General features: G+C 36.0%; 11 protein-coding genes. 5 read left to right on the top strand and 6 right to left on the bottom strand.

Translation table 11 applies throughout. The features are described 5' to 3' along the window. Window positions 1-19: 19 nt before the first annotated feature. From parE to parC, 4 genes are read left to right on the top strand one after another with little or no spacing between them, the layout of a single operon-like run. The gene (gene parE / locus MTZ49_RS12355; protein ID WP_264745842.1) at window positions 20-1,915 is read left to right on the top strand and encodes a DNA topoisomerase IV subunit B; all 1,896 of its coding nucleotides are present in this window, start codon (window positions 20-22) and stop codon (window positions 1,913-1,915) included. Then, a complete protein-coding gene (locus MTZ49_RS12350) occupies window positions 1,915-2,973 on the top strand; it encodes an esterase-like activity of phytase family protein (RefSeq protein WP_264745841.1) in 1,059 nt (352 codons plus the stop codon). The genes parE and MTZ49_RS12350 overlap by 1 nt, the downstream gene beginning before the upstream one ends. After that, window positions 2,966-3,496, top strand: coding sequence for a TIGR02281 family clan AA aspartic protease (locus MTZ49_RS12345; protein WP_264745840.1), 531 nt, complete (start codon window positions 2,966-2,968; stop codon window positions 3,494-3,496). The genes MTZ49_RS12350 and MTZ49_RS12345 overlap by 8 nt, the downstream gene beginning before the upstream one ends. 2 nt (window positions 3,497-3,498) lie before the next feature. Then, window positions 3,499-5,796, top strand: coding sequence for a DNA topoisomerase IV subunit A (parC, locus tag MTZ49_RS12340; protein WP_264745839.1), 2,298 nt, complete (start codon window positions 3,499-3,501; stop codon window positions 5,794-5,796). 45 nt (window positions 5,797-5,841) lie between these two features. Here the strand turns inward: parC and MTZ49_RS12335 are convergent, their stop codons facing one another. From MTZ49_RS12335 to MTZ49_RS12310, 6 genes are all read right to left on the bottom strand, one after another. Next, window positions 5,842-6,705, bottom strand: coding sequence for an SdiA-regulated domain-containing protein (locus tag MTZ49_RS12335; RefSeq protein ID WP_264745838.1), 864 nt, complete (start codon window positions 6,703-6,705; stop codon window positions 5,842-5,844). Window positions 6,706-6,709: 4 nt separating this feature from the next. After that, entirely contained in the window at window positions 6,710-7,000 is a 291-nt protein-coding gene (locus MTZ49_RS12330) for a PA4642 family protein (RefSeq protein ID WP_264745837.1), read from the bottom strand. A gap of 110 nt (window positions 7,001-7,110) precedes the next feature. Then, entirely contained in the window at window positions 7,111-8,358 is a 1,248-nt protein-coding gene (locus tag MTZ49_RS12325; protein ID WP_264745836.1) for a lipoprotein-releasing ABC transporter permease subunit, read from the bottom strand. A gap of 3 nt (window positions 8,359-8,361) precedes the next feature. Continuing rightward, window positions 8,362-9,054 (bottom strand): lipoprotein-releasing ABC transporter ATP-binding protein LolD, encoded by a 693-nt coding sequence (gene lolD / locus MTZ49_RS12320; protein WP_264745835.1) that lies wholly within the window; start codon window positions 9,052-9,054, stop codon window positions 8,362-8,364. Continuing rightward, window positions 9,047-10,300, bottom strand: coding sequence for a lipoprotein-releasing ABC transporter permease subunit (locus tag MTZ49_RS12315; protein WP_264745834.1), 1,254 nt, complete (start codon window positions 10,298-10,300; stop codon window positions 9,047-9,049). The genes lolD and MTZ49_RS12315 overlap by 8 nt, the downstream gene beginning before the upstream one ends. 229 nt (window positions 10,301-10,529) lie before the next feature. Next, window positions 10,530-11,372 carry an alpha/beta fold hydrolase gene (locus MTZ49_RS12310; RefSeq protein WP_264745833.1) on the bottom strand — a complete coding sequence of 281 codons (843 nt, stop codon included), beginning with the start codon at window positions 11,370-11,372 and terminating at the stop codon, window positions 10,530-10,532. Between the two features lie 316 nt (window positions 11,373-11,688). On the opposite strand from MTZ49_RS12310, the gene MTZ49_RS12305 reads away from it, so the two are divergent. Then, the gene (locus MTZ49_RS12305; RefSeq protein WP_264745832.1) at window positions 11,689-12,195 is read left to right on the top strand and encodes a DUF2478 domain-containing protein; all 507 of its coding nucleotides are present in this window, start codon (window positions 11,689-11,691) and stop codon (window positions 12,193-12,195) included. The last annotated feature ends 214 nt before the right edge of the window (window positions 12,196-12,409 follow it).

Raw genomic sequence — 12,409 nt, 5'->3', positions numbered from 1 at the left:
TTTAGATTAAAGAGAGTATATGGCGAACACAACTTATACAGCTGAGGCAATTGAGGTTTTATCAGGTTTAGACCCTGTTCGTAAACGCCCTGGTATGTATACAGATACAACCAGACCTAATCATTTAGCCCAAGAAGTTATTGATAATAGCGTTGATGAAGCATTAGCTGGCTTTGCAAAAAATGTGCGAGTTATTTTGCATACTGATCAATCATTAGAGGTAACGGATGATGGTCGAGGTATGCCTGTAGATATTCACCCTGAGCAAGGTATTTCAGGGGTAGAGTTAATTCTCACTAAGCTCCATGCAGGTGGTAAATTTTCTAATAAAAACTATCAATTTTCAGGTGGTTTACATGGTGTGGGTATTTCTGTTGTTAATGCCTTATCTCATCGAGTAGAAGTACATGTAAAGCGTGACGGTAATGAATACCGTATGGCTTTTGAAAATGGCTATAAGGCATCTGAATTAGAAGTCATTGGTACAACAGGTAAACGCAATACAGGAACTAGCGTGCGTTTTTGGCCAAATGCCAGCTATTTTGATACAGCTAAATTCTCATTATCACGTCTCAAACACCTTTTAAAAGCTAAAGCAGTTCTTTGCCCAGGCTTGACGATTTCTTTTGACGATTTAAATACCGAAGAACATATTGAGTGGCATTATGAGAATGGTTTAAAGTCTTATTTAGCTGAAGCTATGCAAGGTTTTGAATGTTTACCAGTAACTTCCTTTATGGGGAATCTAGAGGGAACTAAAGAAGCGGTTGAGTGGGCAGTGCTTTGGTTACCTGAAGGTGGTGAGTTATTACAAGAAAGCTATGTTAACTTGATTCCAACACCGCTAGGTGGCACCCATGTTAATGGTTTACGCCAAGGTTTATTAGATGCGATGCGAGAGTTCTGTGAGTTTCGTAATCTATTACCTAAAAATATGAAGTTAGCTGCTGAAGATATTTGGGAACGTATCAGTTTTGTACTTTCTATGAAAATGCAAGACCCTCAGTTTTCAGGGCAAACTAAAGAACGTTTATCTTCCCGTGAAGCAGCTGGTTTTGTAGGGGGGACTGTTAAAGATGCCTTTAGTTTATGGCTAAACTCTAATCCAGAGATTGGTCAACAACTAGCTGAATTTGCTATTAGTAATGCAGGTAAGCGCTTACGTGCAGGTAAAAAGGTTGAGCGTAAAAAGGTTACACAAGGGCCTGCGTTACCCGGTAAATTATCAGATTGTGCCACCCAAGATACTAGCCGTTCAGAGCTATTTTTAGTAGAAGGTGATTCTGCAGGCGGTTCTGCTAAGCAAGCAAGAGATAAAGACTTCCAAGCTATTATGCCATTACGTGGTAAAATCCTTAATACTTGGGAAGTAGATGGTAGTCTGGTATTAGGTTCACAAGAAGTACATGATATTGCAGTAGCTATGGGGATTGATCCAGATTCAGATGATTTAAGCCAGTTACGTTATAACAAAATTTGTATCTTAGCTGATGCAGATTCTGATGGACTACATATCGCTACTTTGCTTTGTGCCTTATTTGTTCGACATTTTAGGCCATTAGTAGAAGCAGGGCATGTTTATGTTGCCATGCCACCTTTATATCGGATTGATATTGGGAAAGAAGTATTCTATGCCTTAGATGAAGGTGAGCGAGACGGTATTTTAGATCGTATAGCTGCTGATAAGAAAAGGGGTAAAGTACAGGTTACGCGCTTTAAAGGGTTAGGCGAAATGAATCCTTCTCAATTACGTGTAACTACTATGGATCCTAATACTCGTCGTTTAGTACAATTAACCTTAGATCATTTTGAAGAAACGCGAGAAATGATGGATATGCTATTGGCTAAAAAACGCGCATCTGATCGTAAGCAATGGTTAGAAGAAAAAGGAAACCTCGCTGAGGTATTAGCTTAATGCTAAATAGAAGTTTAGCATTGTTATTAATAGTATTATCGATTTCAGTTTATGCTGAAGTTGATAATACTATAATTGCACCACCTAAATGGCCAGAGCTTAAATTACAAACCGAATATGCAGTTGATAATATGCCAGATGGTAATTTATCAGGTATTGCTGTGTGTGGTGATGAGTTATTAGCTATTTCGGATCGTAGTGATACGCAGCTCTATAAATTGGTTAAACAACAAGATAATAGCAAGTTGAATAAAGTTTCTATTTTAAGGGCAGAAGCAGAAACTTTCGATCCTCCTTCTGTCCCTACTAATGCTTTGCCTGTTTGGGGTGGTTTAGCTAATTTAGGGATTGGTATGGTGCGTGGAGGTGCTTACGATTATGAAGGTGTTACTTGTGATACACAGGGTAATCGTTATATTGTAAGTGAAGCCTATCTAGCCGTATTAAAAGTACCTAAGCAGGGTGAACCAAAATGGTTACCTTTACCTGATTATTTATGGCAACAAGCTAAACAACAGGGGTTATTACAAAAGATCAATCAAATGCTAGAGGGGATAGCTATATCGCCTGATGGTCAAAGATTGTGGTTAGCGGCAGAGCGTAATAAGCGCGGTATATTAGCTGTGCAATATGACGCTGAGCAAGGTTGGCAATGTCCAAATCAACAATGTGTATTATTAGTAGAGGGTGATAGGGAGGCTTTCCCTAAGCAGTTTCGTCGAAAAAATCGTGTTGATGCCAGAGACTTTTCTGACTTAGTTTTTTATAAGGAAAAATTATTTACTTTAGAGCGTGGTGCTTTTCGAGTTTGCCGTCGTAACTTGAAGGCGGAAGTAGAGCAATGTTGGTCATTTGCTGAGGAAGGATTACAACCACAACGTCAATATAGAGCATATGGTATGCCTGAAGCATTATGGGTTGATGATATAGGTGCATGGATTGGACTTGATAATGATAATGCGAATAAACGGATAGATGGAGAAGATCGCCCTATTGTTTGGCGTTTTGAAGTACCAAACAAAGGATGGTTAGCAACAGAGGGAATGCTAAATGACTGATCAAAATCAGCAACCAGCAGGCAAAGGCGCTGGCAAAACAATGATGATAATTGCTTGGTTAGTAGGTATGTTATTAGCAGTAAAGTTCTTTGCTAGCTGGGAAGAGGGAAAAATGAATCCCAATAAAAATCCTCAATCAACCTATGCTAGTAATTATATAGAGGTGGTTTTAGACAGTGGCCGTGGTGGCCATTATATGGCTACTGGTCATATTAATGGTCGAACAGTTACATTTATGTTAGATACAGGAGCAACACAAGTAGCTGTGTCTGAATCATTAGCTAATAGATTAAATTTGAAAAAACAAATGCCGGTTGATTTATCAACTGCTAATGGTATGGTTCGTGGTTGGGCAACAGTATTGGACACTGTGACTTTAGGTGGTATTGAAATACAAAATGTGCGTGCAACTATTGCCCCAAATATGGATGATGAAGTGCTATTAGGTATGAGTTTTTTAAGGCAATTAGAGTTTACCCAACGTAATAACCAATTGATATTACGTCAGTATAAGAGTAATTAGTAATGAGTGAAATAATAGATATGAGTTTAGATGGTGTTGAGCGCCAATCGTTAAAAACATTTACTGAGCAAGCTTATCTAAACTATTCCATGTACGTTATTATGGATAGAGCTTTACCTCATATTGGTGATGGCTTAAAACCAGTACAAAGACGTATTGTTTACGCCATGAGTGAGTTGGGCTTATCAGCTGATTCAAAACATAAAAAATCGGCTCGTACGGTAGGTGATGTATTAGGTAAATATCATCCTCATGGTGATAGTGCCTGTTATGAGGCGATGGTATTAATGGCGCAACCATTTTCTTATCGCTATCCTCTAGTCGATGGGCAAGGTAACTGGGGTGCTCCAGATGATCCTAAGTCTTTCGCAGCGATGCGTTATACCGAAGCAAGATTGTCACGTTACTCAGAAATACTATTAAGCGAGTTAGGACAGGGTACTGTTGACTGGCAAGCAAACTTTGATGGCACAATGGATGAGCCAGTTACACTACCTGCTAGATTACCTAATTTATTATTAAATGGTACAACAGGCATTGCAGTAGGTATGGCTACTGATATTCCACCCCATAATTTAAGGGAGGTGGCTAATGCTTGTGTTCATTTAATTGATAATCCACAAGCAACATTAACTGATTTATGCCAGTATATTCAAGGCCCTGACTTCCCAACAGAAGCAGAAATTATCACACCTCAAGCAGATATTCAGAATATATATGAAACAGGGCGTGGTTCTGTAAAAATGCGCGCTGTTTATAATGTAGAAGATGGCGATGTAATCATTACTGCATTACCACATCAAGTTTCTGGTGCTAAAGTATTAGAGCAGATAGCAGGGCAGATGCAGGCGAAGAAATTACCAATGGTGGCTGATTTACGCGATGAGTCTGATCATGAGAATCCAACTCGGATTGTGATTGTGCCACGCTCTAATCGCATAGATACTGAAGAGTTAATGCAGCATTTGTTTGCTACTACAGAGTTGGAGTCTAGCTATAGGGTCAATATGAATATGATTGGCCTTAATGGTAAACCACAGGTTAAAAGCTTGCTGTTAATGTTAACTGAGTGGTTAAAATATCGTATTAATACGGTACGTCGCCGTTTACAATTCCGTTTAGATAAAGTAGAGCGTCGTTTACACTTATTAGAAGGTTTATTAATTGCTTTCCTAAATTTAGATAGGGTAATAGAGATTATTCGTACTGAAGAGCAACCTAAACCTGTCTTAATGGAAACCTTTAATTTAACTGAATTACAAGCTGACTATATTCTTGATACTCGATTACGCCAATTAGCACGTCTTGAAGAAATGAAAATTCGTGGTGAGCAAGATGAGTTACAAAAAGAGCGTGAGCAACTACTTAGTTTATTAAATAATGAAAACAAATTACGCTCATTAGTTCGTCAAGAAATTATTCAAGATGCTGATACTTATGGCGATGAGCGTCGCTCTCCAATAGTACAACGTACTGAAGCAAAAGCACTTTCTGAAAATGAACTATTACCTACTGAACCTATTACCGTGGTACTTTCTGATAAAGGTTGGGTGCGTTGTGGTAAGGGACATGATTTAGAACCTGCAACTTTATCTTATAAGGCAGGGGATGGTTACTTATCAAGTGCCATTGGTCGCTCTAATCAAGCAGCGGTTTTTATTGATAGCACAGGGCGTAGTTATAGCATTGCTAGTCATACGCTACCTTCAGCGAGAGGACAAGGTGAGCCATTAACAGGCCGCTTAAATCCACCTGCAGGGGCTAATTTTGAATGTGTATTATTACCTGAGGACAATGCTTTATATATTATTGCCTCTGATGCGGGTTATGGCTTTGTCGTTAAAGGTGAAGACTTACAGACTAAGAATAAAGCAGGTAAAGCCTTATTAACCTTACCACAAAACGCTAAAGTAATTACTCCACAGCCAATTAAGAATGTGGAACAAGATATGATTGCTGCAGTAACCAATGAAGGCCGTTTATTAGTTTTCCCTTTAGCTGATTTGCCACAGTTAGGTAAGGGTAAAGGGAATAAGATTATTAATATTAGTAGCAGTCGCGCAGCGAATCGTGAGGAATATATGGTGAGTATTGCTGTATTACCTCAAGAAGCTAGTCTTATTTTACAATCAGGTAAACGTACAATCTCTTTAAAATCTGCTGATCTTGAGCATTATCGTGGTGAGCGTGGTAGACGTGGTAATAAATTACCTAGAGGCTTCCAACGAGTTGATGGAATGACGGTGGAAGAGGTTAAAGAGAGCAAAGAAACTACTAAAGAAATAGTTGATACAGAATAATCTTAATAAACCTTAAAACTGTCAATTAGTTGATGGTTTTAGGGTTTACTTCTTACTAAATTTATAAAATAAATTAGGTTCACTTACTATATATAAATTATCTTTATCATCCATGGTAATACCTTCTGGTTGGCGAATATTACTTAATAAGCCATGTTGATTTCTTATTAATGGCATACAACCTACTATTTGATTATCTGCAGCTACTTCTAAAATAAGTTTTGATTCATCAGATAATACTAACAAGTGTTGGTATGGTTGGTAAAAGTGTAAACCTGAAATATCATCAAGCAATAATGACCAGTTTCTATTAAGCTCGGTTACTGTTATATTTTGATTTTCAATAAAACCTGTTACTTTATAGATGGTAATAGGATCAGATTCATTAGAAGCATAAATCGTTTTTGATTCGCTATTATAAGCTAATCCTTCAAGCCCTTTATTAAACTTTTGCACTTCACCCACTTTCATTTGTGGTAATGAATGACCATCAATTAGAGTCGTTTGTTTATCAATAGTGGCTTTTAATAATTTATGATGGCGTTCATCAGCAATAATAAATTGATTATTACCAATATACTCAATGGCTTCAGGGTCACGAATCCCTTTTGTTGTAATAATTCTTAGTAACTCACCAGTAGTAGATAGTTCAACAATAGTGGGTGGCTTATTTAAGGTAGCAAAGAGGGTCTGAGTATCTTGGTTCCAAGTAAGGGCAGAGAGGTTACTAGCAATACCTTTCACTGGTTTTTTATTAATAACAATATGATAATCAGCGAGTTGTAGCGTATTAGGTAGATTTAAAGTTTGTTGTTGGATTTGTAGACAAGTTTGCTGTTGTTGAGTTTGGCAACCCACTATCAAGATACTTAATGATAATAGAGATAATTGGATTGCCCTTAATAACATGTTTTTAGCTAGTTCTAGCTTCTTCAAAAGCATTAATGTAAGGTTTGGCTAAACGTTGATCAGCTATTAAATCAGCAAAGTTTTTGCCTTCATCATTCTGGCAATCTAACGATAGGCCTTGTTGCTTAAAGAAACTTAAAAAACGTTCGAAGTCTTCTATACGCAGACTATGATAAGCACGCATTAGTTTATGTAATGGAGCAGAAGCATCAGCAGTAGGTTCTGCGCTTAGAAATACTTTAACTTGCTCATCTGTCATGGGTTCGCCAATGATTTGTTTTTTATCTTTACGCATTGGATATTGCCTTTCAAAATATATTAAATGATTATGTTACTGGTTTTAAATAATTTTAGCCTAATTGTTTAGTCATATCCTTATGACTTTAATTAATAACCATCCAGTATTTATTCGTATCTTAACGCTTCAGCTGGTTGAGTTTTAGAGGCTCGATAAGCTGGATATAAAGTGGCTAAGAAACTTAATACAAGTGCAGCAATGCATACAGTAATAATATCACTCATTTGCATATCTACGGGTAAGAAGTTGATAGCAAATACATCACTAGAAAATACTTCACTGCCTGTTAATTTTTCATACCAACCAGCTACTGTATTAATATATTGAGTAAGTAGAATACCTAATACAGTACCTGAAATAATACCAATTAAACCAATAACCGTACCCTGTATCATAAAGATACTCATAATCTGTTTGGGTGTTGCTCCTAGCGTTCTTAGAATAGCAATATCTAAGCGTTTATCAGATACAACCATAATGAGTGTAGCAATAATATTAAAAGCCGCTACCGCGACAATTATCATCAATAATAGACCAATCATGGTTTTTTCCATTTTCATGGCACTAAATAGGCTACCCTGAGTTTTAGTCCAGTCTTCACCTTGATAATTAGCTCCTAGTTCTTGAGCTAGTTTTTTTACAACAGTAGGTGCTTTATAAAGGTCTTTCAGTTTTAAACGTATACCTTCTACTTGATTAGGCTGCCATTGTTTAATTTTTGCAGCATCACTGTAATGGATGAAGGCAAGGCTATTATCAATATCAGCATTAACGCGGAAAGTACCTACAACAACTGCTTTTTGCATACGCGGCGTAATACCACTAACTGTATTACTGGCAACAGGTACAATTAAAAGTAGGGGAGTACCCACTCTTAAATTTAGATTGCCTGCAATAGCTTCCCCGACAATAATGCCAAATTCGTCTGGTTTAAGATCGCGATAACTACCAAAGGTAATATGTTTACTTAGAATAGAAACCTTATCTTCCTGTTCAGGATCAATACCACTCACCATTACAGGGCTCATTTTACCTCGATAGGAAAGCATGCCTTGTAATTGTGTTATTGGAGCAACGCCTTCTACATTAGGATTGTTGATAACTTGTTGGGCTATAGTTTGCCAATTATCAATAGGTTGTCCTTGATGGGTAATAATACCGTGTGACACCATGCCTAAGATACGACCACTCATTTCTTTTTGAAAGCCATTCATTACGGATAGTACAGTAATCATAGCAATCACACCTAACGCTAGGCCGATCATAGAGGTTAATGAAATAAAAGAGATAAATTGGTTACGGCGTTTAGCTCTAATATAACGTAAGCCAACAAATAGTGTAAAAGGTCTAAACATAGCTTATCCTTTTACTTCTTCTATTAGTTTTCCTTCTGTCAAACGTAATGTTCTATCCATTTGACTGGCTAACTCTAATGAGTGAGTAACGACTAAGAATGTAGTACTTAATGATTTACTAAGCTCCAACATTAATGCTTGGATACTTTGTGCTGTATGTTGATCTAAGTTACCTGTCGGCTCATCAAGTAATACCAGTTGTGGTTTATTGACTAACGCTCTAGCGATAGCAACCCTTTGTCTTTCACCACCTGATAATTCAGAAGGTTTATGCTTCAAGCGATGTTCTAAACCAACGCGTTTTAATAGTTCTGTTGCTCTTTGTTCAGCCTCATTAATATCAGTTTTACCAATTAATAATGGCATAGCTACATTTTCTAATGCTGAAAATTCAGGTAATAAGTGATGAAATTGATAGACAAAACCTAGTGCTTTATTACGTAATAAACCACGTGCTTTTTCATTTAAAGCTGAGAGTTCTTGACCTGCTAACCATACACTACCTGAAGTGGGGGTATCTAAACCTCCTAATAGGTTGAGTAAAGTACTTTTGCCAGCACCGGATTGGCCAATAATAGCCACTCTTTCACCTGCTTGTAAGTGAAGTTCAACACCTGATAATACTTGCACAGCATTAGGACCTTGTTTATAGGTCATGCCTAAATTTTTACAACTTAATACTAAAGAATCACTCATAGCGTAATGCCTCTGCAGGTTGAATACGTGCTGCGCGCCAAGCTGGGTAAAGAGTAGCTAAGAAGCTTAATAACAAGGCAGCACCGCAGATAATCACAACATCTTTTATCATGATTTGTGAGGGGATATAGTCAATAAAGTAAATTTCCGAATTAAGAAATTGATGACCTGTTATAGTTTGTATCCAAGCTAATATATCGCTGATTTTTAAAGCGGCTAAGACACCTAAAATAGCACCAATAAACGTACCAATAACACCAATGATAGTACCTTGTACCATAAAGATACTCATAATCTCTGTTGGTGTTGCACCTAGCGTTCTGAGAATAGCAATATCTGATTTTTTATCAGTAACGACCATCACTAAGGTGGAAATAATATTAAAAGCAGCCACAGCTACAATTAACAACAACAACATGCCAATCATATTCTTTTCTAAACGAATAGCCTGATATAAACCGCCATAGCTACTTTTCCATGTGGTTGCATAAAAGCTACGAGGGTTAGGTAGGTTTTTTAATACATCCATAGCTACTTCATTAGCTTGGAATAAGTCTTTTAATTGTAAGCGTAAAGAAAGTGTTTGGTTAACAGGCAAACGAACTAAACGATTAGCATCTTGAATATGAACCATGGCAAAGTGATTGTCTAATTCACCTGTTCCTGCATGAAAAATGCCTTTAACAGTAAAGCGTTTCATACGAGGAAATATACCAGCAGGCGTAACAGATGCCTCTGGCATAATATAAGTAATTTTATCACCTATTTTTGCATTTAATTTTTTGGCAATACCTGAACCAATAATAATCCCAAATTCACTAGGTACTAAATCATCTAATTTACCTTCTGTGAAATATTGACTAATAATGGATACATTATTTTCTGCTTGTGGATCTATACCATTTGCCAATATAGATTCAATCTGACCATTAAAACTTAACATACCCTGCATTTTTAAAAAGGGAGCCACACCAATTACTTCAGGGTTTTGTTTAATGTTTTTAGCAAGCACTTGCCAATCATCTATAGGTTGGTAGGTTTCAATGGTAGTTTGAGGAATCATACCTAGTACACGTTCACGCATTTCACGATCAAAGCCATTCATAACAGATAATACTAAGATCATTACCATTACCCCTAAAATAAGTCCTAGCATAGAGGTAAAAGAAATAAATGACACAAAATGGCTACGGCGTTTAGCGCGCGTATAACGTAATCCAACAAAAATGGGAAAAGGTTTAAACATAACGGTTAGTTAATACCAATTTTTAATATCTTATAAAACCGTTAATACTACCTGTATTCATATAAAAATCACACTATTATTTGTAAGTAGAATTATCTTTTTATTATAAATAGAGAGAAGGAGAGCGTAAGGAATAGCGGGACAGTTAAAAAATGCTTTCCCTTAAAAATAGAAAAATCACTAATTTTTAAGGGAAAGAGATCCTAATTTGCTACGATCAAATTAGTTATTAACCTTTAATGAAAGCTAATAAATCCTCGTTTATTTGATCTTTATGTGTACTACATAGACCATGAGAAGCGCCTTTGTATACTTTTACAGTTGCATTTGGTAAAAGTTTAGCTGCTGCCTCACTTGAAGATTTTGGTGGTACGATTTGATCATCATCACCGTAAATAACTAATGTTGGAATAGTCATTTTTTTCAAATCTTCACGTTGATCGGTTTCAGAAAAAGCTTTTACACAATCATATAAAGCTTTAATTGAACCCATCATACCTTGTAGCCAAAAGCTCTTTTTCAAGCCTTCAGCAGATTTTGAAGGCTTATGATTAAAACCATAGAAAGTATCAGCTAATTCATAGAAGAATGTAGAACGGTCTTGTTGTACACCTTTGCGAATATTGTCAAATACGTCTTTGGGTAAACCATTAGGATTAAAGTCTGTTTTAATCATAATAGGAGGAACTGCACCAATTAATGAGGCCTTAGCAACACGTTTTGTACCATGACGTGCAATATAACGTGCTACTTCACCGCCACCAGTTGAATGACCTACATGGATAGCATCTTTTAAATCTAATGCTTCTGTTAATTCAGCTAGATCATCAGCATATTGATCCATATTGTGACCTTCCCAGGGTTGAGAAGAGCGGCCATGACCACGACGATCATGAGCGATAACACGATAGCCGTGAGAAGCTAAGAATAACATTTGATCTTCAAAAGCATCACTTGATAAAGGCCAACCATGACTGAATACAATCGGTTGTCCTGATCCCCAATCTTTATAATAGATAACTGTGCCATCTTTAACGGTAATAGTGCTACCACATAATTTGTTAGAACTCATGATTAACTCCAAACTTTTTTGAAATGTGGAATTAATTTATTTCATTGAGTTTATTAACTCTATTATGCTTTAGACTAAAATATTCTTGTATTTGTAACAAAGTCTTTAACTTAGAAAATTAGGTTATTTTAAAATTTTTTCAACTTATTGTTTTTTATGGCATCGTTTTTCTATAGATAATGCGTCCTTTGTATAGTTTAGTTTGTATTTTCTATTGTTAGATAAATGTTACTCTATATTTAAAGATATACTATTAGGAGAATATTTTTACTATAAAGAAATCATAACCATTTAAAATATTAAAGAGTAAAGCACCATGAAAAATGAAAATATTAATGTAGCAACTATTATTCATACTGGTGCTGGAGAATATGATTGGTTAATAAGGGAATTTGTTAATGAGTTGAAAACAGCAGGCTGGAACGTGCAAGGGCTTTTAACCAAACATAGTAGAAACCCAATGGTTATTTATAATTTAAATGATAACCAAGAGTTTACTATTTCTCAACAATTAGGTAAGGAATCACTGTCCTGTTCTTTAGATTTAGGTGAGTTAGCTGCTGCAGCTTTTGTACTACGTAAGGCATTAGCAGATAAAGCTGATTTAGTGATTATTAATAGATTTGGTACAGCAGAGGCAGAAGGTAAAGGTTTTATCGCAGAAATGCTTGCTTTAATGAGTAATGATATTCCAATACTAACATTAACAAATAAAAAATATTTAACTCAATGGAAGGAGTTTACAGGTGGGTTAGCTGTTGAGTTAAAACCCAATAAGCAAGCACTCCATCATTGGTTTAAAATATTAAAAAATAATTCATAATTTAATAATTTTTTTGGCTATCATCTACTACAGCTAGCAAACAAAGTTTATTTATCATTAATAGTTATAAACATTATGCTAACTTGAAATTTGTGTATAAATTTTGAGAGTAGATAAATTGATAGTTTTTCAAATGTAATACCTGAACAAAAACATAACAACTTGTAGAATATAGATATTTAAGCCATAAGTATAATGTTAATCACTTAGAAAA

Origin of the sequence: Entomomonas sp. E2T0, from assembly GCF_025985425.1 — a bacterium.
In the GTDB taxonomy this organism is placed as follows: domain Bacteria; phylum Pseudomonadota; class Gammaproteobacteria; order Pseudomonadales; family Pseudomonadaceae; genus Entomomonas.
This window is presented reverse-complemented; position numbering and strand designations above follow the sequence as displayed.

Excerpts from the sequence above, each read along its gene's own strand:
- MTZ49_RS12325 (WP_264745836.1), bottom strand. The coding sequence starts at position 8,358 with ATGTTTAGACCTTTTACACTATTTGTTGGCTTACGTTATATTAGAGCT.
- MTZ49_RS12305 (WP_264745832.1), top strand. The coding sequence starts at position 11,689 with ATGAAAAATGAAAATATTAATGTAGCAACTATTATTCATACTGGTGCT.
- MTZ49_RS12345 (WP_264745840.1), top strand. The coding sequence starts at position 2,966 with ATGACTGATCAAAATCAGCAACCAGCAGGCAAAGGCGCTGGCAAAACA.
- lolD (WP_264745835.1), bottom strand. The coding sequence starts at position 9,054 with ATGAGTGATTCTTTAGTATTAAGTTGTAAAAATTTAGGCATGACCTAT.
- MTZ49_RS12335 (WP_264745838.1), bottom strand. The coding sequence starts at position 6,705 with ATGTTATTAAGGGCAATCCAATTATCTCTATTATCATTAAGTATCTTG.
- parE (WP_264745842.1), top strand. The coding sequence starts at position 20 with ATGGCGAACACAACTTATACAGCTGAGGCAATTGAGGTTTTATCAGGT.
- MTZ49_RS12315 (WP_264745834.1), bottom strand. The coding sequence starts at position 10,300 with ATGTTTAAACCTTTTCCCATTTTTGTTGGATTACGTTATACGCGCGCT.
- MTZ49_RS12350 (WP_264745841.1), top strand. The coding sequence starts at position 1,915 with ATGCTAAATAGAAGTTTAGCATTGTTATTAATAGTATTATCGATTTCA.
- MTZ49_RS12310 (WP_264745833.1), bottom strand. The coding sequence starts at position 11,372 with ATGAGTTCTAACAAATTATGTGGTAGCACTATTACCGTTAAAGATGGC.
- MTZ49_RS12330 (WP_264745837.1), bottom strand. The coding sequence starts at position 7,000 with ATGCGTAAAGATAAAAAACAAATCATTGGCGAACCCATGACAGATGAG.
- parC (WP_264745839.1), top strand. The coding sequence starts at position 3,499 with ATGAGTGAAATAATAGATATGAGTTTAGATGGTGTTGAGCGCCAATCG.